The organism is Lentzea sp. DG1S-22, from assembly GCF_036321065.1.
GTDB classification, from domain to species: Bacteria; Actinomycetota; Actinomycetes; order Mycobacteriales; family Pseudonocardiaceae; genus Lentzea; species Lentzea jiangxiensis.
Window position 1 is genome coordinate 3,514,928 of the sequence record NZ_CP143276.1, and the last position, 23,381, is coordinate 3,538,308.

At 71.4% G+C, this 23,381-nt stretch carries 27 protein-coding genes; 15 read left to right on the top strand and 12 right to left on the bottom strand.

Going from position 1 to position 23,381, the window contains the following annotated elements:
- Positions 1-42: 42 nt before the first annotated feature.
- On the top strand, positions 43-2,919 hold the full coding sequence (locus V1227_RS15490; RefSeq protein ID WP_329793262.1) for an AAA family ATPase: 2,877 nt from the start codon (positions 43-45) through the stop codon (positions 2,917-2,919).
- Here V1227_RS15490 and V1227_RS15495 read toward each other — a convergent pair.
- Positions 2,868-3,266, bottom strand: a complete 399-nt coding sequence (locus V1227_RS15495) for a hypothetical protein (protein ID WP_236219834.1) — start codon at positions 3,264-3,266, stop codon at positions 2,868-2,870. The two genes, V1227_RS15490 and V1227_RS15495, sit on opposite strands and share 52 nt — an antisense overlap.
- A 92-nt stretch (positions 3,267-3,358) precedes the next feature.
- Between V1227_RS15495 and V1227_RS15500 the strand changes: the two genes are divergently transcribed.
- The 3 genes from V1227_RS15500 to V1227_RS15510 are packed head-to-tail and all read left to right on the top strand — an operon-like array spanning position 3,359 to position 5,724.
- Entirely contained in the window at positions 3,359-3,790 is a 432-nt protein-coding gene (locus V1227_RS15500) for a DUF4383 domain-containing protein (protein ID WP_329793263.1), read from the top strand.
- On the top strand, positions 3,774-4,751 hold the full coding sequence (locus V1227_RS15505) for a carboxylate-amine ligase (protein WP_329794039.1): 978 nt from the start codon (positions 3,774-3,776) through the stop codon (positions 4,749-4,751). The genes V1227_RS15500 and V1227_RS15505 overlap by 17 nt, the downstream gene beginning before the upstream one ends.
- Positions 4,726-5,724: an iron-containing redox enzyme family protein gene (locus V1227_RS15510; protein ID WP_329793264.1), complete on the top strand. Its 999-nt coding sequence runs from the start codon at positions 4,726-4,728 to the stop codon at positions 5,722-5,724. Before V1227_RS15505 ends, V1227_RS15510 begins: the two co-directional genes overlap by 26 nt.
- A 70-nt stretch (positions 5,725-5,794) precedes the next feature.
- Here V1227_RS15510 and V1227_RS15515 read toward each other — a convergent pair whose 3' ends face one another.
- Together V1227_RS15515 and V1227_RS15520 are read right to left on the bottom strand one after the other, a co-directional pair.
- Complete coding sequence (locus V1227_RS15515; RefSeq protein WP_329793266.1) at positions 5,795-6,019, bottom strand: CDGSH iron-sulfur domain-containing protein; 225 nt, start codon at positions 6,017-6,019, stop codon at positions 5,795-5,797.
- Positions 5,961-6,656 (bottom strand): HemK2/MTQ2 family protein methyltransferase, encoded by a 696-nt coding sequence (locus V1227_RS15520; RefSeq protein ID WP_329794040.1) that lies wholly within the window; start codon positions 6,654-6,656, stop codon positions 5,961-5,963. The genes V1227_RS15515 and V1227_RS15520 overlap by 59 nt, the downstream gene beginning before the upstream one ends.
- Positions 6,657-6,728: 72 nt before the next feature.
- Here V1227_RS15520 and V1227_RS15525 point away from each other — a divergent pair, with 72 nt between their 5' ends.
- Positions 6,729-7,310, top strand: a complete 582-nt coding sequence (locus V1227_RS15525; protein ID WP_329793267.1) for a hypothetical protein — start codon at positions 6,729-6,731, stop codon at positions 7,308-7,310.
- Here the strand turns inward: V1227_RS15525 and V1227_RS15530 are convergent.
- From V1227_RS15530 to V1227_RS15540, 3 genes are read right to left on the bottom strand one after another with little or no spacing between them, the layout of a single operon-like run.
- Positions 7,305-7,781, bottom strand: coding sequence for a DUF1360 domain-containing protein (locus V1227_RS15530; RefSeq protein WP_329793269.1), 477 nt, complete (start codon positions 7,779-7,781; stop codon positions 7,305-7,307). The genes V1227_RS15525 and V1227_RS15530 overlap by 6 nt on opposite strands.
- On the bottom strand, positions 7,778-7,969 hold the full coding sequence (locus tag V1227_RS15535; protein ID WP_329793271.1) for a DUF2795 domain-containing protein: 192 nt from the start codon (positions 7,967-7,969) through the stop codon (positions 7,778-7,780). The genes V1227_RS15530 and V1227_RS15535 overlap by 4 nt, the downstream gene beginning before the upstream one ends.
- Positions 7,970-7,985: 16 nt before the next feature.
- On the bottom strand, positions 7,986-8,780 hold the full coding sequence (locus V1227_RS15540; protein WP_329793272.1) for an SDR family NAD(P)-dependent oxidoreductase: 795 nt from the start codon (positions 8,778-8,780) through the stop codon (positions 7,986-7,988).
- Positions 8,781-8,919: 139 nt separating this feature from the next.
- Between V1227_RS15540 and V1227_RS15545 the strand changes: the two genes are divergently transcribed.
- The 3 genes from V1227_RS15545 to V1227_RS15555 are packed head-to-tail and all read left to right on the top strand — an operon-like array spanning position 8,920 to position 11,938.
- Positions 8,920-9,906, top strand: a complete 987-nt coding sequence (locus tag V1227_RS15545) for an efflux RND transporter periplasmic adaptor subunit (protein WP_329793273.1) — start codon at positions 8,920-8,922, stop codon at positions 9,904-9,906.
- Positions 9,906-10,610 carry an ABC transporter ATP-binding protein gene (locus V1227_RS15550; RefSeq protein WP_329793274.1) on the top strand — a complete coding sequence of 235 codons (705 nt, stop codon included), beginning with the start codon at positions 9,906-9,908 and terminating at the stop codon, positions 10,608-10,610. Before V1227_RS15545 ends, V1227_RS15550 begins: the two co-directional genes overlap by 1 nt.
- Positions 10,610-11,938, top strand: a complete 1,329-nt coding sequence (locus tag V1227_RS15555; RefSeq protein ID WP_329793275.1) for an ABC transporter permease — start codon at positions 10,610-10,612, stop codon at positions 11,936-11,938. Before V1227_RS15550 ends, V1227_RS15555 begins: the two co-directional genes overlap by 1 nt.
- 64 nt (positions 11,939-12,002) lie before the next feature.
- Here the strand turns inward: V1227_RS15555 and V1227_RS15560 are convergent, their stop codons facing one another.
- On the bottom strand, positions 12,003-12,788 hold the full coding sequence (locus tag V1227_RS15560; RefSeq protein ID WP_329794041.1) for an aldo/keto reductase: 786 nt from the start codon (positions 12,786-12,788) through the stop codon (positions 12,003-12,005).
- Between the two features lie 51 nt (positions 12,789-12,839).
- Positions 12,840-13,604, bottom strand: coding sequence for an SDR family NAD(P)-dependent oxidoreductase (locus tag V1227_RS15565; protein WP_329793276.1), 765 nt, complete (start codon positions 13,602-13,604; stop codon positions 12,840-12,842).
- Between the two features lie 82 nt (positions 13,605-13,686).
- On the opposite strand from V1227_RS15565, the gene V1227_RS15570 reads away from it, so the two are divergent.
- From V1227_RS15570 to V1227_RS15585, 4 genes are read left to right on the top strand one after another with little or no spacing between them, the layout of a single operon-like run.
- Positions 13,687-14,124, top strand: coding sequence for a MarR family winged helix-turn-helix transcriptional regulator (locus V1227_RS15570; RefSeq protein WP_090097878.1), 438 nt, complete (start codon positions 13,687-13,689; stop codon positions 14,122-14,124).
- 22 nt (positions 14,125-14,146) lie between these two features.
- Positions 14,147-15,238 carry an acyl-CoA dehydrogenase family protein gene (locus V1227_RS15575; RefSeq protein ID WP_329793277.1) on the top strand — a complete coding sequence of 364 codons (1,092 nt, stop codon included), beginning with the start codon at positions 14,147-14,149 and terminating at the stop codon, positions 15,236-15,238.
- Positions 15,239-15,272: 34 nt separating this feature from the next.
- Positions 15,273-16,070, top strand: a complete 798-nt coding sequence (locus V1227_RS15580; protein WP_329793278.1) for a thymidylate synthase — start codon at positions 15,273-15,275, stop codon at positions 16,068-16,070.
- The gene (locus tag V1227_RS15585) at positions 16,067-16,522 is read left to right on the top strand and encodes a dihydrofolate reductase (protein ID WP_329793279.1); all 456 of its coding nucleotides are present in this window, start codon (positions 16,067-16,069) and stop codon (positions 16,520-16,522) included. Before V1227_RS15580 ends, V1227_RS15585 begins: the two co-directional genes overlap by 4 nt.
- Here V1227_RS15585 and V1227_RS15590 read toward each other — a convergent pair.
- The 3 genes from V1227_RS15590 to V1227_RS15600 are packed head-to-tail and all read right to left on the bottom strand — an operon-like array spanning position 16,516 to position 18,297.
- The gene (locus V1227_RS15590) at positions 16,516-17,040 is read right to left on the bottom strand and encodes a YciI family protein (protein ID WP_329794042.1); all 525 of its coding nucleotides are present in this window, start codon (positions 17,038-17,040) and stop codon (positions 16,516-16,518) included. The genes V1227_RS15585 and V1227_RS15590 overlap by 7 nt on opposite strands.
- Positions 17,040-17,399 carry an MmcQ/YjbR family DNA-binding protein gene (locus V1227_RS15595; RefSeq protein ID WP_329793281.1) on the bottom strand — a complete coding sequence of 120 codons (360 nt, stop codon included), beginning with the start codon at positions 17,397-17,399 and terminating at the stop codon, positions 17,040-17,042. Before V1227_RS15595 ends, V1227_RS15590 begins: the two co-directional genes overlap by 1 nt.
- Positions 17,400-17,409: 10 nt before the next feature.
- Positions 17,410-18,297, bottom strand: a complete 888-nt coding sequence (locus V1227_RS15600; RefSeq protein ID WP_329793282.1) for a proteasome assembly chaperone family protein — start codon at positions 18,295-18,297, stop codon at positions 17,410-17,412.
- Between the two features lie 130 nt (positions 18,298-18,427).
- Between V1227_RS15600 and V1227_RS15605 the strand changes: the two genes are divergently transcribed.
- The 3 genes from V1227_RS15605 to V1227_RS15615 all read left to right on the top strand — a co-directional run bounded on the left by V1227_RS15605 (position 18,428) and on the right by V1227_RS15615 (position 21,303).
- Positions 18,428-19,039, top strand: a complete 612-nt coding sequence (locus V1227_RS15605; protein ID WP_329793283.1) for a DUF4230 domain-containing protein — start codon at positions 18,428-18,430, stop codon at positions 19,037-19,039.
- 82 nt (positions 19,040-19,121) lie between these two features.
- Positions 19,122-20,732 (top strand): serine/threonine-protein kinase, encoded by a 1,611-nt coding sequence (locus V1227_RS15610; RefSeq protein ID WP_329793284.1) that lies wholly within the window; start codon positions 19,122-19,124, stop codon positions 20,730-20,732.
- Positions 20,733-20,784: 52 nt separating this feature from the next.
- Positions 20,785-21,303, top strand: a complete 519-nt coding sequence (locus V1227_RS15615; RefSeq protein ID WP_329793285.1) for a hypothetical protein — start codon at positions 20,785-20,787, stop codon at positions 21,301-21,303.
- Between the two features lie 33 nt (positions 21,304-21,336).
- Here the strand turns inward: V1227_RS15615 and V1227_RS15620 are convergent, their stop codons facing one another.
- Positions 21,337-23,349, bottom strand: a complete 2,013-nt coding sequence (locus tag V1227_RS15620) for a transglutaminase domain-containing protein (protein ID WP_329793286.1) — start codon at positions 23,347-23,349, stop codon at positions 21,337-21,339.
- Between the last annotated feature and the right edge of the window lie 32 nt (positions 23,350-23,381).

Sequence of the window (23,381 nt, forward strand, 5' to 3'; positions counted from 1 at the left end):
CAGCCGATAGGGAGACCGTCACGGGACCGTTAGGGTCCAGACATGCAAACCCGCGCGTCCCACGTGGTCGGCCGCGATCGCGAGATCGCGGCCGTCACCGGGGCACTCTCCCGGACGCGCGAGTCCCGCGGCGGTGCTCTCTTCCTCACCGGTGAGGCGGGCATCGGCAAGTCCAGGCTCGCGAGGTACGCGGCGGGCCTCGCCTACGACGACGGCATGCGCGTGATCAAGGGCCGCGGCACGACGATCGGGCCGATGGTGCCGTTCCGCCCGATCGCGGAGGCACTTCTCGGCCTCTTCCGCGGAGATCCGCCGGACGACTCCGCCCTGGGCCCGTACAAACCCGTGCTGGGCGCGCTGATCCCCGAGTGGCACGACCCGTCGTCCACGACGGAGTCGGTCGTCGTGCTGGCCGAGGCGGTGCTCAGGCTGCTGGCGTCGGTCGCGCGCAAGACGCCGTGCCTGCTCGTCCTCGAGGACCTGCACGAGGCGGACGCCGAGACGCTCGCGGTCATCGAGTACCTGGCGGACAACCTGGAGGACCAGCCGGTGCTCCTGCTCGCCACGATCCGCACCGAACCCGGCAACGCCTTGGAGCTCGTGCGCCGGATGGTGCAGCGCGGCTCCGGTGGTCTCGTGGAACTGCACCGGTTGTCGCAGGACGAGGTCGAGCAGATGACGGCCGCCTGCCTGGAGGGCGCCGCCGTCCCGGCGGAACTCGTCGATCGCCTGTGGACGGACAGCGCCGGGAACCCGTTCGTCGTCGAGGAACTGCTGCACGGCATGGTGAGCGGCGGCCTGCTCGTCGCCGGGGCGCAGGGCTGGCAGGTGCTGGGAGAGCTGAAGCTGCCGGTGCCGGCGGCGTTCGTGCGCAGCGTCGCGCACCGCACGGACAGGCTGGGGCCGCAGGGCCGCGAGGTGCTGTCCATCGCGGCGGTGCTCGGGCACAGGTTCCCGCTCTCCGTGGTGCAGAAGGTCACCCGCACGGACGACCGCGAGCTGCTCAGCCACCTGCACGCGGGCGTGGCCGCGCAGCTCGTGACGCCGGACGAGCCCGCGCCGGACTGGTACGCGTTCCGCCACCCGCTCACCGCGGACGCGTTGCTCGCCCAGCTCGCCCCCGCCGAACGCGCGGACCTGTCGGAACGCACGGCCGACGCGGTCGAGGAGCTGCACCCCGGCCTGCCCGGCGACTGGTGCCCGCTCGTCGCGAAGCTGCGGTTCGACGCGGGAGCCCAGACGCAGGCGGGGCTGCTGTTCGCCGAGGCGGGCAGACGCGCGCTGGCCGGTGGCGCGGCGGGTTCCGCCGTCACCCTGCTGGACCGCGCGCAGCAGTTGCTGGAGCACGACGTCACCGCGCGCGCCGAAGTGCTCGACACGCTCCTCCCCGCGCTGGCCGAGACCGGTGACTTCGAACGGGCCTTCGCGCTGGACGTCGCGGGCCTGCAGGCCCTGGACGCCTCCCTGCGCGCGAAGCTCCACACGCGACTGTCCAGGGTGGCCTACACCGCGGGCTGGTTCACCGAGGGCGTGGAGCAGGTGCGCATCGCGCGGACGTTGCTCGGCCCGGACGCCCCCGACGAGCTGACCGCGCAGCTGGACGTGAACTCGGCCTACCTGACGCTGAACATCCCGAGCCCGGACCGGATCTCGTCCGCGGCGGGGCTCGCCAGGGAGGCGGCGCTGGCGGCGGACCGCGCGCGACTGCCGACGGTGGCGTGCGAGGCGTGGCAACTGCTCGGCATCATCGCGCGCGAACAGGACCTGGACGAGGCGAACGCGTGCTTCGGCAAGGCGCTGTCACTCGCGGACGCGCACCGGATGCCGATCCAGCACGTCTACGCGCTGGTGCGCATGGCGGGCAACGACTGGTTGCAGCACGGCACCACGGCCTCCCTGGACCGCACCCACGCCGAGGCCTGCCGGGCTGGCGCGATCACGGTGGCGCACAACGTGGACGCGATCCTCGCGTTGCAGCACGTGCTGACCGGCGACTACGCGGTCGCGGCCGAGCAGATCGACCGGTGCCTGCAGACCACGACCCGCCTGCGCTTCCACGCGCTGACCCGCTACCTGCTGATGGCGAAGGCGACGCTGGCCGCGCACCGCGGTGACCGCGCGGCGACCGACGACGCCGTCGGGAGGTTCGAGTCCGTCGCGAAGAACGGCGCGCAGGAGCACTCGCTCTGCTTCGGGCTCGCCCGCGCGTTCTGCGCGCTGCTCGAGGAGAACCACCGGCTGGCGGCGGCGGAGCTCGACCGCGCGCTCGACGTGGAGTCGCAGAACCCCACGACGTTCCACCTCTCCGGCACGCACGGCATGCGCGTGCTCCTCGGCGTGCTGGACGGCCGGTTCTCCTGGTCCGACTTCGAGGCGCAGACCGCGGCCTCGGCCGCCGGGATGCGGTGGAACCGGCAGTTCACCTCGCTGGCGCGCGCCGTCCTCCTCGGCCGCGACGGCAGGCACGCCGAGGCCGCGGAGGCGTTCCGGTGTGCCCAGGAGGCCGCGGCGATCTACCCGATGGCCCGGCACCTGGGCCTGCGGCTGGTGGCGCCGGAGGCGGCCGGGTGGGGTGATCCGGTGACGTGGCTGCGGTCGGCGGAGGAGTACTTCCACCAGGCCGGCAACACCGCCGTGGCGTCGGCGTGCCGCGGCCTGCTCAGGCAGGCCGGAGCGCCCGTGCAGCAACGCCGCACGGGCACGGACCAGGTCCCGCGGCAGCTGCGCGGGCACGGTGTGACGGTGCGCGAGTTCGAGGTGTTCGTGCTGCTGGCCGACCGGATGGGCAACAAGGCCATCGGCACGCGCCTGCACATCTCGCCGCGCACGGTGGAGAAGCACGTCGCCTCGCTCATCGCGAAGACGGGTCAGCCCGACCGGGAGTCCCTGTCCGCGTACGCCGCCGCGCTGAGCCGCTGACGTTCGCGCTTCATCCGCGCCTCGAACTCGTGGCGCTTCCCGCCCGCGAGGTCGGTGCGCGCGGCGCGCTCGACCTCGCGGAACACCTCGTAGTAGGTGTCCTCGTACTGCTCGACGACCTCGAAGGTCCACTTGCCCGGCAGCACGTCGCGGCCGAGCACGTCCCGCTGGACCCGGTCGGCGTGCTCGTGGTGGCCCGCCTCGCGCAACAGCGAGACCACCTCGTCGAGCATCAGGTCGGCGTGGCCGGTGAGCTGGTGGAACGAGTAGAGGTGGCCGCGGGCCCGTTCGGTGGTCTCCAGCGCCTCGCTGAGCTTGCCGAGCGCCTGGATCGTCTTGTCGTCCATGCCGGAACGAATACCCAGTGGGAGTTTGCGCCTACCTCCGGTGGGTAGCCGCAGGTCGACCACGTTCACGACCAAACTTCGAGGTGAGTCCGATGGTCGATGTCGCTACGCGCACGAAGGTCCAACAGGCCGCATTAGCGGTGGCCGCGGTGTTCGCCCTGGTCGGTGTGCTGGGCTTCATCCCCGGCATCACGACCGGCTACGACCGGATGACCTTCGCGGGTCACGAGTCCGGCGCGATGCTGCTCGGCGTCTTCATGGTGTCGATCCTGCACAACATCGTGCACCTGCTGTTCGGTGTCGCGGGTTTCCTGATGGCGCGCACGGCCGCGGGCGCGCGGGCGTACCTGATCGGCGGCGGTGCGATCTACCTCGTGCTGTGGCTGTACGGGCTGGTGATCGACAAGACGAGCAGCGCCAACTTCGTCCCTCTCAACACCGCTGACGACTGGCTGCACTTCGTGCTCGGCGTCGGCATGATCGGACTGGGAGTGGCGCTTGGCAAGCGTGCAGCAGTGCGCTGACACCGTTGGCGTCGAGGAAGAGTTCCTGCTCGTCGACACGGCGTCCGGACGCACCTCGGTGCGTGCCGGCGCCGTGTTGGCGCGCGTGCAGGACACGGACCTGACGAAGTTCCACGCCGAGCTGGCCGGCACGCAGGTCGAAGCGGCGACGGGTCCGTGCACCTCTGTCACCGATCTGGGTGACGCGTTGCGGCAGGCCCGGGATGCGCTCGCGAAAGCGGCGGACGAGGAAGGCCTCGCGCTGCTCTCCCGCGGCACCCCGCCGGAACCGTCGGAGCAGCAGGTCGTGAGCCGCGAGAACCCCCGCTTCCGCCGGGTCCTCGACACCTACGCGGGCGTGGTCGAGGACTACGAGGCCTGCGGGTGCCACGTCCACGTGGGCGTCCCGGACCGGGAGACGGCCGTGCGGGTGCTGAACCACGTCCGCCCCTGGCTGCCCACGCTGCTCGCGCTGTCGGCGAACTCCCCGGACAACGGCTACGCGAGCTGGCGGATGGTGCAGCAGTCGCGCTTCCCCGGCTCGGGCGTGCCGCCGGTCTTCACCGGTGCGGCGGACTACGACGCGCAGGTCGCGCGGATGGTCGCGTGCGGGACCCTGGTGGACGAGGCCCAGTCGTTCTGGCTCATCAGGCTGTCGCCGAAGCTGCCGACCGTGGAGTTCCGGGTCGCGGACGCGGCGCCGACCGTCGAGGACGCGGTGCTGCTCGCGGCCCTGTCGCGTGCTCTCGTCCAGGTGGCGTCCCGAGGAGGGGAACCGGCGCCGGTGCGTGACGACGTGTGCGCGGCGGCCGTCTGGACGGCTTCCCGGTACGGCCTGGACGGCGTGGCGGTCGACCCGTGGCGCGAGCGCAGGGTGCCCGCGACCGCGTTGCTCGAGGCGCTGGTCGAGCACGTGACGCCGGCGTTGGAGGCCCGGGGTGAGCTCCGGCTCGTGCATGACCTCCTCGGACGGCGGGTATGACACCCAGGTGAAACTTCCCTCGCCCCGCGGGCAACTGTCCGAGGCCGTGATCGACGCCCTGAACGGCGAACGCGGCAGGCCGATCCCCTTCGCCGCCGCCGACCCGTTCGGCGAGGACCTGACCATCGCGCTGCACGTCCTCTACGAGCTGCACTACGGCGGCTTCGACGGCGTGGACCCGGACTGGGAGTGGGACCCGGACCTGCTCAGGCTGCGAGCGCAGGTCGAGCACGCGTTCCTCGGCGCGCTGCGGTCCGGGGTGGAGGGCGGCAGCGACCTCGACGCGGCGCTGGAGGCGTTGCTGGTCGAGCACGTCCCCGGTACCGGCGTGTCGCACCACCTGCGCGACAACGGCACCTGGGAGGAGATGCGCGAGTACTTCGCGCACAGGTCGGTCTACCACCACAAGGAGGCCGACCCGCACGCGTGGGTGATCCCCCGGTTGCGCGGCAGGGCGAAGGCGGCGCTGGTCGCGGTCGAGTTCGACGAGTTCGGCGGCGGCAAGGCCGACCGGATGCACTCCCGCCTCTACGCGGACCTGCTCGAAGGCGCCGGGATGTCGTCGGAGTACCTGTCCTACCTCGACGACGTGCCGGCTCCGGCCATCGCGATCGTGAACATGATGTCGCTGTTCGGGCTGCACCGCTCGCTGCGGGGCGCCCTGGTCGGGCACTTCGCCGCCGCCGAGATCACCACGGCGCCCAGTGCGCACCGGATGGCGCAGGCCCTGACCCGCCTGGAGGCCGACCCGCGCTGCATCGAGTTCTTCACCGAGCACATCGAGGCCGACGCCGTGCACGAGCAGATCATGCGCCGTGACGTCATCGACTCGTTGCTGGAGCAGGAGCCGGAGCTCAAGCCGGACGTGGTGTTCGGCATCCAGGCCACGGAACTGCTGGAGGAACGCCTCGCGAACCACCTCCTGTCGTCGTGGCGTGCGGGCGAGACGTCGCTGCACCGACGCCTGCAGTGACCTGACGAAAAGGTCTGGCCCCGAGAACACGGTGTTCTCGGGGCCAGACCTTGTCCACACTTGCGAGAGATCAGCTGCTGTCGTCCCGGTGCTCCGCGACATCGGTGCGCACACGCTTGCGATGGCTGGTGTCGCAGAACGGAAAGCGCTTGCTGCGACGGCAGGCGCACACCGCGACCACGAAACGGTCGCTGGTGTGCGTCTCGCCGTCGTCGGTCACCAGCTCGACGGGGCCCTCAACGAGCACCGGCCCGTTCGGCACCACCGTCACCCTGCGGGCGTTCTGGCCGGTCACCTCGGATCACCACCAGTTCCTCGTGCCGCTGACCGGGTTCGATCAGACCGTGTTGTTCCAGGAAGCTCGTCCTGCCGTTCATGACGGGACCGAACGGCACGCGGCGCCGCTGCACGACGGCGGCCTTGAGACCGCAGTCGCGCAACTGCGCGAGCGTCGCCTCCACCCCGCACAGTGCCGAGTGGACCATCAGCAGGACGCCGCCGGGGTTCAGCAGCTCGTACATCCTGGCGCACAACGGGTTGAGCAGCTGGCGTCCGTCGAGCCCCGCGTCCCAGGCCCTGGCCGGCCCCTGCGCCGCGCACGGGTTCGACGCGGGCACGTACGGAGGGTTCGAGAGCACCAGGTCGAAGCTCTCGTCGCCGATCACCTCCAGCGCGTTGCCGAGCCGGACGCGCAGCGGAACCCGGTTCAGCGCGGCGTTGACACGCGCGGTCCACACCGCCCGCCGGGAGACGTCCACGCCGGTCACCTCGGCGGCTCCCGCGCGGATCGCCGCGATGGCGAGCGCGCCGGTGCCCGTTCCGATGTCGAGCACACGGCCACCGGGTGGAACCGCCGCCGCGTGCAGCGCTTCGACCAGAAGCGCGGTGTCGTCCTGGGGCGTGTACACGCCCGGTGCTCTGAGCAGCCTCACCACGCTGGAATCCCCCGTCGGAATGCCTTGAAACACCACGTTTTCCTGCGTGTTTCGCGGGTATACGAGGATGTGCTGACGACTGTCTTCCGGCTGCTCGCGAAGGCGCGGCACGCCCGGGCCTTCCACCCGCGCGGCCTCCTGCTGACCGGGGAGCTGACGGGATCCGACCCCTTCCCCCGCGGTGCCGAGGTCGTCGTGCGACTGTCCAAAGGCGCGGGCACCGGTCCCGGCAAGCCCGACGTGCTCGGCCTCGCCCTGCGCGTGCCCACCCCGTCCGGCGACTGGGACCTGCTGCTGTCGAGCACCGGCACGGGTGCGCGGACGCGGATGCTGCCGAAGTTCGTGCGCCGCTGGCGCGACGCCCGGCTCGGCACGCTCGCGCCCTACCGGTACCGCGGCGAGCTGCTGTGGTTCATGGCCGTTCCCGGCGAGGGGGAGCCGCCGGGGAGGTTCACCCTGCACGCGTCGGGCAAGGACGCGCGGTGGCGCCAGGTCGCCGAGCTGACGCTCCGGCCGCGCGAGGACGCGCGGCCGGTGGCGTTCGACCCGGTTCTCAACCTGCCGCCGGAGCTGGAGCTGGCGCCGCGCTGGCTCGCCACGGTGCGCAGGGAGGCCTACGAGGGGAGCCGGCGCGGTCGCCGCGGGTCATGACTTCAACTTGTCGTAGACGAGGTTCAGGGTGTCCGAGGCCGCCACGGCGGTGAGGGCCGTCGACACCAGGCGGGTGAACCGCGGCGCGAACACCAAGCCGGCGGTGAGCCCGCTCGCGATCCACACGCCCGCGCAGAACGGGCACGTCAGCAGCTCGCCGATCGCGTGCCGCGCGGGGTGGTCCGACCGCACCGACTCCTTGAGCTCCGCGTGCCCCGCCGGCTCCTCGTAGCGGGTGAACGGTGCCCTGAGCGGGCTCGTCACCGCCTCCTTGGTGAGCAACCGGCTCGCCTTGTGCGTCGCCACGGCCACGAGCGCGGTGTCGCCGAGTGAGAACTTCTCGGGAAGCCGGACGCCGGTGAAGCGCCCGACCGCCGCGACGGCGCCGACGACTGCCGTGTATGTGCCGATGGCGAGCAGGTAGCCGGGAAGCGGCCTGCCCTCGCCGTACGCCTGCTGGATCCGGTTCACGCGTTCGAGACCTCCGCACTGACGGCGTTCGGGCCGTTGTAGTCATTTTCGGGCAGCTTTTCCGGCGCTGCCGGGACGTCCTCGCCGGCCCCGTTCCCCCGTCCGGCGTCGAGCAGTCGCCCTTTGTCCACGGGGTAGCCGGCGCCGGACAGGCACTTCTGGGTCTCACTGGGGTTCGGTTGGTCCATGGGGCGCGAATACCCGTCAGGAGTCGGCTGAACCGGGCTCCGTCATCGAACGCATCATCTTGGCCTTCACCGGGTCCGGGGCGACCCTGCCCGCGATCGCCTGGACCTTGTTCTTGAGCGCCCCGGCCACCACGTGGTCGTCGCCCTTCATCAGCGCCTCGAACCCCTGCTGCGCGACCTGCGCCGGGTCGTCCTTGTCCCCCGTCGCGATCTTGGTGTCCTGCATGCCGGCGCGGTCGAAGAACTCGGTGTCGGTCGGGCCGGGCATCAGGCTCGTGACGCTGACGCCGGTGTCGCGCAGCTCCTCGCGCAGGCTTTGGGCGAACGACGCCAGGAACGCTTTCGACGCCGCGTAGACCGAGTGGAACGGGCCGGGCGCGGTGGCGGCGATGGACGACGTGAAGAGCACCTTGCCCTCCTTGCGGTCCACCATGTCGCCGATCAGGCGATGCGCGAGGTGCACCGCGGAGCGGACGTTGAGGTCGACGATCTCCAGGTTGTCGCCGAGCGCGGTGTCGCGCACGAAGTCGCCGCCGACGCCGACGCCCGCGTTGATCGCGAGCGCGTCGACCGAGCGGCCCATCGCGCGCACCCGTGCCACGAGGGACTCGACGCCCTCGAACAGGCGCAGGTCGGCGAGCACCGGTTCGACCCGCACACCGCCGCTGCGCAGCCTCAGCTGCGCGGCGGCCTCCTCGATCCTCTCGTCCTCCGCCACGGCCACCACGTCGAAGCCGTTGTCCGCGAAGACTTTGGCGAGTTCGTAACCGATTCCACTGGACGCGCCGGTTACCACGGCAAGCGCATTCACAAGCTTTCTCCTTCCGGTCAACACCCGGATACCCGTGGCCACCAGGTCGATGCGACATCGGCCGAAAGTCCGATGCAACCTCCCCGGAGGGTGAGGTGTCCTTATCCATAGGTTGGTCGAAACGACATGGGGGACGTTCGTGCGGAAAATTGTTCTCGCGCCGCTGTGCGCGCTGGTCACGGTGGGCGTGGCTGCGTGCAGTCCGTCGGGTCCCGACCAGACCGACCCGGAGTTGGCGCCGCGGGGCACGACGATGACGAAGGTCAAGCCGACGAGGCAGGACCTGACCACCAAGCTCAGCATCTCGGGCAAGGTCGAGATGAACCCCACGTTCGGGCTGGTCGCCCCCGCCGCGGGCCAGGTGCGGTACTTCGACGTCCCGGCTCCGAACGGCACCCCCACGAGACCGATCCGGGTCGCGACGGTGTGGAGCGGCCAGACGCCGAACTACGTCGAGGCCCCGGCGGGGTCCACGTTCAGCGGCAGGCTGGTCGACGACAAGGCGACGGTGACGGCGGGCATGCCGATCGCGTCCGCCAAGCACGTCGGCTACGCGCTCGTCGGCGACATCGACGGCCAGCAGGCGTACAAGATCAGCGGTGCGCTCACCGACGTGACGGCGCAGATCAAGAACGGGCCCGGACCCTTCCCGTGCACGGTGCTCGGCACGATCGCCGCGCTGCCGCAGGGCACCATCCCGGAGAAGCCTCCGGCCACGCCCGGCGACAAGGACTCCAAGGACCAGCAGCCGCAGCAGCCCAAGACCCCGGAGCAGCCGCAGCAGCCGAGCGGCTCCACGGGCCTGCGCATCGTGTGCACCGCGCCCGCCGACGTGCAGATGATCAACGGCGCCACCGCGTCGATCGAGGTCACCACCGGCAAGTCGACGCAGGCGCTGGTCGTCCCGGTCGAGGCCGTCGCGGGCCAGCAGGGCAAGGGCAAGGTCGACGTCCTCGGTGCCGACGGCCGGCGCCGCACCACCGACGTGGTGCTCGGCCTCACCGACGGCAAGGTGATCGAGGTGAAGTCGGGTCTCACCGGCGACGAGGAGCTCGCCGTGCCCGGCCCGAACCTGCCGGAGGGCCGGCAGCAGGGCGGCGACCAGAGCAAGCCGACGGGACCGTGATGACGCAGTCCTTCGCCCAGCCCGCGGTGCCAGCACCGCTGTTGCAGCTCAACGGGATCACGAAAGTGCTGAAGGGGCAGGAGGAACCGCGCACCATCCTGTCGGGGGTGGACCTGACCGTCCACCCGGGACAGAGCGTGGCGATCCTCGGCCGTTCCGGCTCCGGCAAGTCGACCCTGCTGTCGCTGATCGGACTGTTCGACCGTGCCGACGGAGGTCGGTACCTCCTGCACGGCGACGACATCACCAAGCTCCCCGAACGCAGGGCCGCGGCGTTGCGCAGCGCGGAGTTCGGGTTCGTCTTCCAGCGCTTCTTCCTGCTCAAGCACCTCACCGCGGCGCAGAACGTCGCGATGGCGCTCGTGAACGGCCAGGGCTGGTCGGCGCGGCGCAAGCGCAGGCAGCAGGTGATGGACGCGCTGGAGCAGGTCGGCATCGCTCATCTCGCGAAGTCCAAGCCCTCCCGGCTCTCCGGCGGTGAGCAGCAGCGCGTCGCGATCGCCAGGGCACTCGTCCGGCAACCGCGCATCATCCTCGCCGACGAGCCCACGGGCGCGCTCGACACCGAGACCGGCAACCTCGTCGTCGAGGTGCTGCTCAACACGACCAGGCAGGGCTGTGGCCTCGTGCTGGTGACGCACGACCACGACCACGCGCGCAAGATGGGCCGCGTGCTGGAGCTGCGCGACGGGCGGTTCAACTGATGTTCTCCGGCAAGCTGCGGTCCGCCCTCGTCATCGGCGGGCAGGGCATCCGCGCCCGAAAACTGCGCACGTTCCTCTCGATGGTCTCGCTGTTCCTCGGCGTCCTCGCGGTCGTGGCGGTGCAGGCGGGCTCCGAGATCGCCGAACGGGCGATGCTCGTCGACGTCGAGCTGCAGTCCGGCAAGGACGGCACGGTCACGGGCTACGTCCCCGGTGAGAAGGGCGCGCCGGGCATCGTCGAGGACATGATGAAGGGCCGCACCGACGCGGTCGCGATGATCGGCTCGAAGGCGATCATCGGCGAGCCCGGCGTGCGGCCGATCAACGAGGGCGGCATGCCGTTCGAGTACGCGGGCCGCGGCGGGGACTACTCCGGCCCGCAGGTGTACTGCGACAGGAACGGCACCTGCACCGAGCAGAAGGCGCAGGAGAAGAAGCCGGACGGCCAGGCGATCGAGGTCAGCATGGTCGCGCTGACCGGTGACATCCGCCCGTTCAAGCCTTTCCGCCCGGTCTCCGGCAACTGGCTCGAGTTCGGCACCGCGCCCTCCCTGGCCCCGAGGATCGTGCTGAACGAGGAGGCCGCCAAGGGCCTGCGGCAGTACCGCGTCCCCGGGGAGATGATGATCGACGGCGCCACCCACCACGTGTCGCCGCAGATCACGGGCGTGGTGCAGGACGGCTACTTCCAGCCGCGCATCTACATGCGCCTCGACGAACTGCGCACGTGGATGCCCGCGGCCGCCGAGACCACCGAGGTCGACAGGATGCGCGGCGGCGGCACCAACCTCGAGCTCTACCTGCAGCCGGGTTCCGACGATCTCCAGCGGCTGCTCAAGGCGAAGCTCGCCGGCGTCGGCATCCCGCAGGACCAGATGCACTTCCAGGTCGTGAACTCCAAGGAGCGCATGGAGTCCGAGCTGAAGATCATGCGCCTGATCTTCCTCGGCATGGCGTTCCTGGTGCTGCTGATCGGCGTCGCCGGCATCCTGAACGTCGGCCTCGCCACCGTCGGCGAGCGGGTCGAGGAGTTCGCCCTGCGCCGCGCGGTGGGCATGTCCCGGATGCTGCTCGCCGGCATCGTGCTCGCCGAGACGCTGCTGACGGGCCTGCTGACCGCGACGCTCGCGATCGGCGCCGGCGCGGCGGGCCTGCAGGTGGCCCTGATGATGTTCGGCAGCCGCTTCCCGTCGCTGCAGGGCACCGCCTTCCCCTGGGAGGCGGGGGTCGCGGGCGTGATCGCGGGTCTGGTCGCGGGCGTGCTGGGCGGGTTGATCCCGGCCGTCCGGGCGGCGCGGATCCCGATCGCCACAGTCATGCGAGCCTGAGGCGGCTCGTTGCCGGCGAAGCCCGGACCGCGATCGAGCGGTCCGGGCTTCGTGCCCTCCCGGGCTAGTTGAGCTCGTCCGGGTCCGGCCCGATCCGGCCACCCCGGTCCAGCGTGGACAGGGCCTCCATCTCGGCCTCCGGCAGCTCGAAGTCGAACACGTCGATGTTCTCCCGGATCCGGGACGGCGTCACGGACTTCGGGATCACGACGTTGCCGATCTGCAGGTGCCACCGCAGCACGACCTGGGCGGCGGACTTGCCGTGCGCCAGCGCGATCTTCTGTACGACCGGGTCGGACAGCAGCTCGCCGCCCTGGCCGAGCGGCGACCACGCCTCGGTCTGGATGCCGTGCTCGGCGTTGAACGCGCGCAGCTCGGCCTGCTGGAGGTACGGGTGCAGCTCGATCTGGTTCACCGCCGGGGTGACGCCGGTCTCGTCGATCAGGCGGCGCAGGTGCTCGGGCTGGAAGTTGGAGACGCCGATCGCGCGGATGCGGCCCTGCTCCTGCAGCTCGACGAACGCCTTCCACGTGTCGGCGTAGAGGTCGCGGGCCGGGGCCGGCCAGTGGATCAGGTACAGGTCGAGCACGTCGAGGCCGAGCTTGCGCATCGAGTCGTCGAACGCGCGCAGCGTCGAGTCGTAGCCCTGCTCGGAGTTCCAGAGCTTGGTGGTGACGAAGACGTCGTCGCGGGCCAGGCCGGACTCGGCGATGGCCTGGCCGGTGCCGGCCTCGTTGCCGTAGGCGGCCGCGGTGTCGATGCTGCGGTAGCCGGCCTCCAGCGCTTCCGCGACGGCCGAGGTGGCCTCCGCGTCGGGCACCTGCCAGACGCCGAAGCCGAGCTGGGGCATGACGACGCCGTTGTTGAGCTTCACGGTGTTCAAGAGAAAATCCTTACCTCGTTACGGGATGAGCGTCGGAGCGGTGCCGCCGTCGACGCGCAACGCGGCTCCGGTCGTCGCGGACGACAGGTCCGACGCGACGTAGGTGATGAGGTTCGCGACCTCGTGGGGGCGGATCAGGCGGCCGAGCAGGAGCGTGGGGCGTTCGGTGCGGACGAACTCCGCCTCGCCGCCCTCGCCGACGCGGTCGCGGATGAACTCCTCGACGCCGGGGGTGAGCGTCGGGCCGGGCAGCACCGAGTTGACGGTGACGCCGGTGCCCTTGACCTCCTGGGCCATGCCGCGCGAGAGGGCGAGCTGCGCGGTCTTCGTCATGCCGTAGTGGACCATCTCGGTCGGGGTGAAGACGGAGGACTCGCTGCTCACGAAGATCACCCGGCCCCAGCCGCGCTCGACCATGCGGGGCGTGTAGTGCCGGGCGAGGCGCACGCCGGACATGATGTTGGTGTCGAAGTAGCGCTGCCACTCGGCGTCGTCGATCTCGAAGACCGGCTTCGCGCCGTAGATCCCCAGGTTGTTGACCAGGACGTCGACGTCGGGCACCTGGCTGACGAGGTCGGCCGCGCCCTCGGCGGTCGCGAGGTCCGCCGCGACGCCGCGCACGTCGCCGTTCGCGCTCAGCTTGCCGACCGCCTCGGCGACGCGGTCGGCGCTGCGGCCGGTGATGACGACGGCGGCACCCGCCTCGAGCAGCGCCTCCGCCGTGGCGTACCCGATGCCGGCGGTCGAGCCCGTCACAAGCGCCGTGCGTCCCGACAGATCCATATCTCTCCCCGGTAGACTTGCTGAAGACGATTACAAGCGTAAGCAATAGTTGCACGCGCTGTCTATTTGAGGGGATTGACCTATGTCACTGGACGACGACGCCGTCCAGGCGCGCGCACAGGGGTGGCGCACGCTCGCGGCGTTGCACGCGCGGATCGAGGACCGTCTCGAAAGAGCGCTGCAGAAGGCCCACGAACTTTCCGTCAGCGAGTACACCGTTCTGGACGTCCTCAACCGCCAGGACGGCTTCCACCTCCGGATGAACCAGCTCTCCAACGCCGTGGTGCTCAGCCAGTCGGCCACGACGCGCCTGGTCACGCGCCTGGAGGACCGCGGCCTGCTGGCCCGCTACCTCTGCCCCACCGACCGGCGCGGCATCTACACCGAGGTCACCGGCAAGGGCCACGCGCTGCTCGCACAGGCCCGTCCCACGCACGACGCCGTCCTCTCCGCCTCGCTGGAGGAGGCTTCGGCCACTCCGGAGCTGAAGCCACTCGTCGAGGCGCTCGCCAAGCTCTGACCCACTCGGCAAGATCGCCCGCATGGATCTCCACGCTCTGATCCGCGCCGAGGCGCCGATGGCCGAGCAGCAGCGCGCCCTCACCGAACCGGTGCTCACCGCGCTCGTCGACCACGGCGTGCACCGCCGGATCGCCCCGCAGCGCTACGGCGGCGCCGAGCTCGGCCTGCCCCAGTGGAGCCGGGAGGTCCAGGAGCTGTCGCGGGCCGACGCCTCGACCGGGTGGACCGCGATGACGACCGCGGTCTCGGCGTCACTGGCCTGGTACCTGCCTCGGGATGCCTCCGACGAGGTCTTCGGCGACCCGCGTGCGCTGATCGCGGGCACGGCCGCACCGCTCGGCAGGGCGGTCGAGGCCGACGGCGGCTACCGCGTCACCGGCCGCTGGGGCTGGGGCAGCGCCGTCACCCACTCCGACTGGGTCATCGCAGGCACGCTCATGCCCGTCGGCCCGCGTCTGGCCGTGTACCCCCGAGCGGACGTGACGATCCACGACACCTGGAACGCCGCCGGCCTGCGCGCCACCGGTTCGCACGAGTTCTCCCTCGACGATGCCTTCCTGCCGTCACGTCGTGCGGTGTGGCCGATCGGCTGCACTCCCGGCATCGAGGGCCCGATCACCGTCTTCCCGTACTTCAGCTTCCTGGCCGTGGGCGTCGCGTCCGTGTGCCTGGGCGTCGCCCGCCGCGCGATCGACGAGATCGAGGCGCTGGCCGTCGCGAAGACCCCTCAGCACGCGACCACCCGGCTCGCCGAGCAGACCGGTGTGCAGATCGAGCTCGCGCTGGCCGAGGCGCGACTGTCGTCGGCGACGGCGTTCCTGCACGAGGCCCTGAGCGCCGCCTGGGAGCACGCCGTGAACGGCACCCGGACCCCGGACGCCCTGAAGGCGCGGCTGCGGCTGGCCTGCTCGTTCGCCTCGGGTGAGGCGACCGACGTCACGCGGAAGGCGTTCGCGGCGGGCGGCGGCAGCTCGGTGTTCGAGTCGTCCGCCCTGCAACGGTGCCTGCGCGACGCCCACGTCGCCGCCCAGCACACCGTGGTGTCGCGCCGGGTGCTGGAGACGTACTCGATGCTCAAGCTGGGCCTCGAGCCCGACATGGCGAGGTTCTGAAGCCGGACCGGGATGGTGGAGTTAGGGTGCGTGCATGCCCGACACGCAGTACGAAGACCTGCTCCGCCACGTCCTGAAGGAGGGCGTGCGCAAGGAGGACCGCACCGGCACCGGCACGCGGTCGATCTTCGGCCACCAGCTGCGCTACCCGCTCGCCGCGGGCTTCCCGCTGATCACGACGAAGAAGGTCCACTTCAAGTCGATCGCGTACGAGCTGCTGTGGTTCCTGCGCGGCGACAGCAACGTCCGCTGGCTGCGGGAGCACGGCGTGTCCATCTGGGACGAGTGGGCGTCCCCGGAGGGCGAGCTCGGCCCCGTCTACGGCGTGCAGTGGCGCTCGTGGCCCACCCCGGACGGCGGGCACGTCGACCAGATCGCCGAGGTGCTGAAGACCCTGCGGGAGAACCCGGACTCGCGCCGGATCATCGTCTCCGCCTGGAACGTCGGCGAGATCCCGCAGATGGCGCTGCCGCCCTGCCACGCGTTCTTCCAGTTCTACGTCGCCGACGGCAAGCTGTCCTGCCAGCTCTACCAGCGCAGCGCGGACCTGTTCCTCGGCGTGCCGTTCAACATCGCCTCCTACGCGCTGCTCACGCACATGATCGCGGCGCAGACCGGCCTCGGCGTCGGCGACTTCATCTGGACCGGCGGCGACTGCCACATCTACGACAACCACGTCGAACAGGTCGAACTGCAGCTCAGCCGCGACGCCCGCGAGTTCCCCACCCTCCGGCTGGCCTCAGCGCCGTCGCTGTTCGACTACACCTACGAGGACTTCACGATCGAGGGCTACGACCCGCACCCCGGCATCAAGGCCCCGGTGGCGGTGTGATCGGCCTGATCTGGGCGCAGGCCGCGAACGGCGTGATCGGTCGCGACAACGCCATCCCGTGGCACGTCCCCGAGGACATGAAGCACTTCCGGGAGACCACCGCGGGGGCGGCGGTCCTCATGGGACGCCGCACCTGGGAGTCCCTGCCGCCGCGCTTCCGCCCGCTGCCCGGCCGCCGCAACCTGGTGCTGTCGCGCACGCCCCAGGAGGGCGTGGAGACGTTCTCCTCGCTGCGGGAGGCGCTCGCGGACGTCACCGGCGACCTGTGGGTGATCGGCGGGTCCGCGGTGTACGCGGCCACGCTGCCGTTCGCGGACCGGGTCGAGGTGACCGAGATCCGGGAGACGTTCGAGGGCGACACCTGCGCGCCCGCCGTGGACCGCGAGCCGGTGCGCGTCGGGGAGTGGCTGGAGTCGAGCAGCGGCCTGCACTACCGGTTCGTCAGCTACTGACGCCGGCCGCCGAACTCCCATTCGTGCACCTCGACGGCGTCGTACCGGTCGACGGTCAGCGCGGACCGCGGGTCGGCCGACCTGACCAGCGCCGCCGTCCCCAGCCACGCCGTGCCGTCGTCGGACAGCAACGGCCCGTACGCGATCAGCTCGTCGGGGCGCGCGGGGACGAGGTCGGCCGGTTCGCCCGACCCGAACCCGAGCACGAGGTGGCCACCGCCCTCGCGGCCGCCGGGGAAGTCCCACATCGTGCGGCCGAGCACGTTGCGCCACCTGCGCAGCAGCACGTCGCGGTACGCGCCTGCCCGGTAGTTCGGCTCGTCGAACGCGAACGCCCGTGCGGCGGCAGGGTCGGGGAGGTCGACGACGTGGACGCTGCCGGTGAGCAGACCGCCGGTGAACGTCGGGCCTCGGGCGATCAGCTCGAACCGGTCCATGTAGGACCAGTGCTGCTCGACGAGCCTCTCGCGCAACGGCATCGAGCCCGGCCGGTCGCGGTGGTGGCAGAAGAACTCCATCAGCGCCTGCGCGCCCGCGCGTGCCACGCCTCCACGATCAGCTCCTCCAGCTCCCCCACCCCGATGTGCTCCAGCCGCACGAAGATCGCCGGGTACCCCTGGAAGTGCGGCGTCGTGAAGTAGACCGACCGGTCCGACGCGAGCAGCGCCTCCTTGGCGCCGAGGTCGGGCACCCGCGCCGCCAGGATCGGCCCGGAGGGGGCCGCCGCGCCCAGTGCCGACAGGTCGGTCCCCCGCAGCGGCCGTTCCCAGACGAACAGCTTCTCCCTGACCCTCCAGTCGACGACGCCCTCCCGCACCCCCTCCGTCACGTCGGGCATGGAGGTGGCGATCCTGCGCACGTCGTCCCAGGTGGCCATGGCGGATCTCCTACAGGTGGTCCGGCGGACGCTGCTGCTCGGCGAGGAACCGTTCGAACTCGGCACCCAGCTCGTCCGCGCTGGGGATGTCGGTGTCGCCGACAGTCTGGATGAACGCGTCGTACTGCCGCTCGAGCGCTTCCACCACCTGCGCGACCTCCTCGGACTCCGCGACCTGGCGGTGGATCTCGGCGTCGGCGGTCTGGGCGGCCTCGATCAGCGAGCCGATCGGCAGGGCGAGGCCCGAGGCGCGGGCGACGGCGTCCAGCAGCGTCACGGCGGCGGTCGGGTACTGCGACTGGGCGAGGTAGTGCGGCACCTGGGCGGCGAAGCCCATGGCGTCGTGGCCCGCCTGGCCCAGGCGGAACTCGAGCAGGCCGGAGACGTTGCCCGGCACCTGCACGCGGTTGAAGAACGGCTGGTACTCCGACACGAGCTCGGGGCGCGTGGCGTGGCCGATGACGTTCAGCGGGCGGGTGTGCGGCACGCCCATCGGGATGCCGTGGAAGCCGATGGTGAGGCGGACGCCCCAACGGTCGACCAACGACTTCACGGCCTGGATGAACGCCTCCCAGCCGCGGTCCGGCTCCGGGCCCGTGAGCAGCAGGAACGGGTGCCCCGCGCTGTCGAACAGCAGGTGCACGACGAGCTCTGGGGCGGCGTAGTCCTCCCAGTGGTCGGTCGCGTAGGTCATCAGCGGGCGGCGCGAGCGGTAGTCGATCAGGCCGTCGACGTCGAACCGCGCCACGACGCGGCTCTCCAGGGTCTCCAGCAGGTGCTCGGCGAGCAGGCGGCCCGCGGCGCCGGCGTCCATGAAGCCCTCGAAGTGGTGCAGCAGCACCGCACCCGTGAGGTCCGGCACCTCCGAGTCCACCTCGTACAGGTTCTCCGGGTCCACCGCAACGCCTCCTGAACAATCGCTTTCGTCTCGCCCAAAGCCAACCACGCGGACGCGCAACTGATTCCGCTCGGGTCGATTAGCCCATACGGCCCGTGTGCGCGCATCACTTCACGGGTACCCGAACGCGGTGTACAAGCGCTGGGTGATGCGTGGAGCTCTGGTCGCGGCCGTTCTCATTCTCCTCGGCGCGGCGGCGTACGTCTTCGGCCTGGTCCGGCCGTTCGGCGGCGAGTCGATCGACCGCAGCCAGCCCGCGATGCTCAAGTCGGTGCGGGACCTGAGCCAGTACCACGCCGCGGCGGGCGAGTTCCAGGTCGTGCTGGACATCGAGGACGACGTGAAGTGGGTGCCCGCCGCACTGGCGGGTCAGCGCACGCTGTTCGTCGCGGCCGGGTCGGTCAACGCGTACGTGGACCTGGGGTCGTTGAAGGACGACGGGCTGGTGGTGTCGCCGGACGGCAAGACGGTCGAGCTGCGGCTGCCGGAGCCCCAGCTGGACAAGCCGAACCTGCACCACGACAGGTCGTACGTCTTCAGCCAGGAACGCGGACTCGTCAACGACCTGCAGGCGCTGGCCGGGCCTCCCGACCAGCAGCGGTTCTACGTCGCGGCCGAGGGGAAGCTGACGGAGGCCGCGAAGCAGTCGGAGCTGCTCGAGCGAGCAGAGGACAACACCCGCGTGATGCTCACCGGAATGCTGCAGTCGTTGGGATTCCAGGTGAAGGTGGTCGGGGACTAGCTCCGCGGACGGTCCGGACCACCGGGTCCTCCCCGTGCGAACTTCCAGCGGTGACCCCTTCGCTCCGGGATAGGATCCGCCGGTGGACGACGATCTGATGGCCTGGGCGCCCGCGCAGGGCGCCGCGCGGGCGCCCGAGATCGCGTTGCCCGGCTACAGCGGTTTCCGCGTGATCGCGCAGGGCGGGGAAGGCACGATCTACCGCGCCCGCCAGGACGGTCTCGGCCGCGACGTCGCGGTCAAGGTGCTGCAGGTGACCGACCCGGCGACGGTGACCCGCTTCCGCCGCGAGCTCGCCATCACCGTCGAGCTCGGCCGCCAGCACCCCCACATCGTCACGGTGCTCGACACGGGCACGCTGCCCGACGGCCGCCCGTGCATCGTCATGGAGTTCTACGAGCGCGGCTCGCTGCACGACCGTTTGCGCGCCATGGGCCCGTTGCCCGTGGCCGACGTGGTGGCGGCGGGCATCGCGGTGGCGGACGCGCTGGCGTTCGCGCACGGCCAGGGCATCCTGCACCGGGACGTCAAGCCGCAGAACGTCCTGGTGCTCCCGACCTCCTACGTGCTGGCCGACTTCGGCATCGCGCGCGGAGCCGACGCGGGTCACTCCGCGTCGCTGCAGATGGTCAGCTACCGGCACGCCGCCCCGCAGATGCTGGAAGGCGTCACGCCGTCGTTCGCCGACGACATCTGGTCGCTCGGCTCGACGCTGTTCACGTTGCTGGAGGGCAAACCGCCGTTCGCGTCGGACAACCCGGACGAGGACACGCTGTTGTCCTACGTCGGCCGGGTCGGCAGCGGGGAACCCCGTTCGCTCACCCGGTTCGACGTGCCGGCGCCGCTCGTCGCCGTCATCGACCGCTGCCTGCGCAAGGACCGCGCCGAGCGGTTCGGGTCGGCGCTGGAGCTGCGGGACGCGCTGATGGCGGCGAACTCCGGCACGACTCTGTCCACTGTGGACGCCGATGCGACGGCGATGCTGGGTGAACGCCCGCTGTTCTTCCCGGAGGGCCCGACCGAGGCTCCCGGCTTCGGTCCGCGCGGCTTCGTCCCGGAACCGGAACCGGAACCCGAACCGGAAGCCGAGCGCGACGACTCGTGGCGCGGGCGGCTCGAGGACCTGACCTACCGGCAGCACGACCTCGTTCCGCCCCCTCCTCCGCGTCCGGAACCGGTGGCCGTGCTGCCCGCGGTCGACCTGCCGCCCCCGGTCGAGCCGATGACCGGGCCTGTCCGCAGGCGCAGGCGCGGCGGCGTGCTCGCACTGCTGGCCGTGATCGCGGTGACGGGCGGTGTGGTCGCGGGCATGCTGCTCAACCGCGGTGGCGACGACCGGGAGCAGGCGCAACCTCCTGTGACGACAACGACACCGCCCGTGCCGACGTCGGAGTCGGTCGACGCGGGCCCGCCCCCGAACGCCGACCCGAGGTTCGTCCCGGTCCTCAAGCGCGCCGAGTACCGGGGCGGGGCGATCGAGCTGGAGTGGAGCGATCCGAGCGACGGCCAGGCCGAGTTCGTGGTGATCGACGTGACGGGCGCGAAGCCGACGGCCGTGACGAGGGTGACCGGCGGCGGCACGAAGTACGTGGTCGAGGACGGCGGCGGTGCGCGGCGTTGCTTCCAGATCGCCGCTTTCGGTTACAGCGGCGAACGTGGCAGCTCCGGGAAGGTCTGCGCCACCAAGAACTGACGGCGGCGAGGCCGCGTTGTTGCGGGTGCGCGCGCTGGCGTACGGTCCCCCGGTGCAAAGCGCTCGTTACGCCGGCCCACCGATGTTCGCCCGTGGAAGTAAGCGCCGTGCACTCGTGGCGTGGGCGGCGCTTCCCCTCGTCGTCGGCATCGGGATCGGCGTGCTGATCGGGGGCGACCTCACCCCTCCCGCTCCGGTGAACCCCACCCCCACCGCACCGGTGAACGAGCCCCCGCAACTGGAGTACACCGACATGCCCTGCGACCCCGGCTCGTCGGTGCTCGTCCTGCACTCGCTGGAGGGCGCCATGCCGGCGGCGGACGTCAAGGTGCTGCTGGACTACGAGACGTTGTGGGTGCGGTACCGGGAGAACGCGAACCCCGTCCTGCGCGGCCAGACTGCGTTGCTGACCAGGCGGGACGACGTCTGCGACGCGATCGTCCCGAACGACCCGAAGTTCACGCAGTTCGTGTGGATCGGGCCGTTCCAGTCGGACGTGGCGCCGTCGCTGTGCGAGGCGTTGCTCAAGGTGACCGGGAAGAACTGCATCCCCGCGCAGGTCGTCCGCTGATCGTTCCGGCCGGACAGCGGCCACCTGCCCGGGTCAGCGGCGGAACAGCGGACGCGGGTCGACCGCCCACAGCACCCTGCGCCACCGGGAAGCCTTGCGCCGCACCGCCTTCTCGACCTGCCGCGCCAGCCGCCAGCTGTCCTGGGCAGGTGCCGGTCGTGGCGCGAACGCGGCCTGGTCGACCATCGCCGCCAGCCGGGCACCCGCCTCGCCCCACTCGCGGCCGACGTCCGGCACCGTGCGACTCGGCTTCGGCCTCAGACCCGCGAGCTGCAGCGCGTCGAGCACCTCGTTCCACGCGCCCACCGGCCCTGCCGCGCGGAGCCTCAGGCGCCGCGAAGTCCGTGCCGCGTACAGCGCCACGAGCACCAGCAGCGGTGTGAACACCCAGAACGGGAAACCGCTGTCCGCCGGGGGCGCGGCCACCGCGTCGCCCCGCACGGCCGTCGGCTGCACCAGCGGCGGCACCGACGGCAGCGACGTCGGCGTCGGCTTCGCGGTCGTCGACGCGAGGCGGTTCAGCACCTCGCGCTTCGAGGCCGCGCTGGGCCCGCTCCCGTTGCCGGACACGGGATCGAACGCCACCCAGCCCCACCCGCTGAAGTACACCTCCGGCCACGCCGTGGCGTCCGCGGCCCGCACGATCCGTTCACCGTTCTCCTCGGGCACCGGCTGGAACCCGACCACCACCCGCGTCGGCAACCCGACGGCCCGCGCCAGCACCGCGTAGGCCGACGCGAACTGCTCCGCCGTCCCCGCTCCGGCACCGGACTCCCCGGGAGCCCCGAACAGGAACGTCTCCAGCCGCGCGTACGACGACCCGACCGGCGCCTCCGCGTCCGGACGCCGGTTGAGCCGCACGACCTGTTCCAGCGCAACGGCCTTCTCGTACGGCGTGCGCGCGTTCAGCGTGGCCTGCCGCGCGTAGTCCGCCAGCGTGAACGGCAACCGCGGCAACGCCGTGTACTTCGTCGCGTCCGCGGGCACCCGGGCCTCGGCGAGATCGGCGTCGGCCGGAGTCTCGACCACGCCGCGGACCGTGTAGCTCATCCCGGTCCTGAGCCCGTCCGCCACCACCAGCGACCCCGTGTCCGGGTCCACCATGGCGTTGCTCAGCGACACGGCCTGCGGCTTCCCGACACCGGGCAGCCACTCCCCCTGCAACCCGGTGATCCGCAGGTCGACGCTCGCGTCCTGGACCCTGCCCCCGGTCGGCAGGTCCGGCGGGTCCACGACGCCCAACGGCCCGTACGTCGACGCCGCCTCCCACGAGGCCCCCGTGTACCGGCTGAGCGTCACCAGCCGCACCGGCACCTCGGGCCCGCGCATCCGGAACAGCTCCGCCTCCCCCCGCGCGGCCCAGGCCGCGAGCTGCGGCAGCGGGTTGGAGATCGCGATGTCCGTGACCGGCGGCGTGACCAGCTTGCGCGGCTCGAACCCGTTGCTGGGCAACACGAACGCCACCAACGTCAAGGCCGCGAGCGCCGTCGCCGGCACCGCCGGCGGCACCACGGGCCCGCGCCGGTCGATGATCAGCCACCCCAACGCCAGCAACACGACCAACGTGAGCGCCACAAGTCCGTACTCGTCCGCACGCCCCGTGGTGAGCAACGCCGCCGACACGTACAGCGTGGCCGCTCCGAGCGCCGGCACGAACAACGCCGTGCCGCGCTTGCTCACCGACAGCACCGCGCCGGTCGAGACGCCGATGATCAGCAGAAGGCCCGGCACCAGCAGTTCCGGGGTCGCCGGGGCGGGACGCGCGGCCGTGAGGAGCCTCGGCACGGTGTCCAGCAGGACCCACGTGGGGTCGCGGTCCGGGGAGGCGCCTCTGGCGGCGAAGAAGCCGCCGGTCACGGCCACGACCATGACGGCGAGGGCGGCCAGGCCGGCGGGGACGAGCTTCTTGAGCGGCAGGGCGACGAAGCCGACGAGCGCGGCCAGTCCGAAGTAGAGGGTGGCGCCGTCCCAGGCCTGGGCCAGCTGGAGGGAGGCGACCAGGACGAGGGCGGCCACCCAGCCGTACTTGAGGAGTGAGCTGTTCACGCGGCCACCGCCGTCGCCGGCGCGCCGCACCG

Bases quoted from the DNA above. Each gene is read 5' to 3' on its own strand.
- V1227_RS15595 (WP_329793281.1), bottom strand. From the start codon at position 17,399: ATGGCCACCTGGGACGACGTGCGCAGGATCGCCACCTCCATGCCCGAC.
- V1227_RS15510 (WP_329793264.1), top strand. From the start codon at position 4,726: ATGACCTCCTCGGACGGCGGGTATGACACCCAGGTGAAACTTCCCTCG.
- V1227_RS15555 (WP_329793275.1), top strand. From the start codon at position 10,610: ATGTTCTCCGGCAAGCTGCGGTCCGCCCTCGTCATCGGCGGGCAGGGC.
- V1227_RS15560 (WP_329794041.1), bottom strand. From the start codon at position 12,788: ATGCCCCAGCTCGGCTTCGGCGTCTGGCAGGTGCCCGACGCGGAGGCC.
- V1227_RS15490 (WP_329793262.1), top strand. From the start codon at position 43: ATGCAAACCCGCGCGTCCCACGTGGTCGGCCGCGATCGCGAGATCGCG.
- V1227_RS15590 (WP_329794042.1), bottom strand. From the start codon at position 17,040: ATGGAGTTCTTCTGCCACCACCGCGACCGGCCGGGCTCGATGCCGTTG.
- V1227_RS15570 (WP_090097878.1), top strand. From the start codon at position 13,687: ATGTCACTGGACGACGACGCCGTCCAGGCGCGCGCACAGGGGTGGCGC.
- V1227_RS15495 (WP_236219834.1), bottom strand. From the start codon at position 3,266: ATGGACGACAAGACGATCCAGGCGCTCGGCAAGCTCAGCGAGGCGCTG.
- V1227_RS15575 (WP_329793277.1), top strand. From the start codon at position 14,147: ATGGATCTCCACGCTCTGATCCGCGCCGAGGCGCCGATGGCCGAGCAG.
- V1227_RS15550 (WP_329793274.1), top strand. From the start codon at position 9,906: ATGACGCAGTCCTTCGCCCAGCCCGCGGTGCCAGCACCGCTGTTGCAG.
- V1227_RS15565 (WP_329793276.1), bottom strand. From the start codon at position 13,604: ATGGATCTGTCGGGACGCACGGCGCTTGTGACGGGCTCGACCGCCGGC.
- V1227_RS15500 (WP_329793263.1), top strand. From the start codon at position 3,359: ATGGTCGATGTCGCTACGCGCACGAAGGTCCAACAGGCCGCATTAGCG.
- V1227_RS15535 (WP_329793271.1), bottom strand. From the start codon at position 7,969: ATGGACCAACCGAACCCCAGTGAGACCCAGAAGTGCCTGTCCGGCGCC.
- V1227_RS15580 (WP_329793278.1), top strand. From the start codon at position 15,273: ATGCCCGACACGCAGTACGAAGACCTGCTCCGCCACGTCCTGAAGGAG.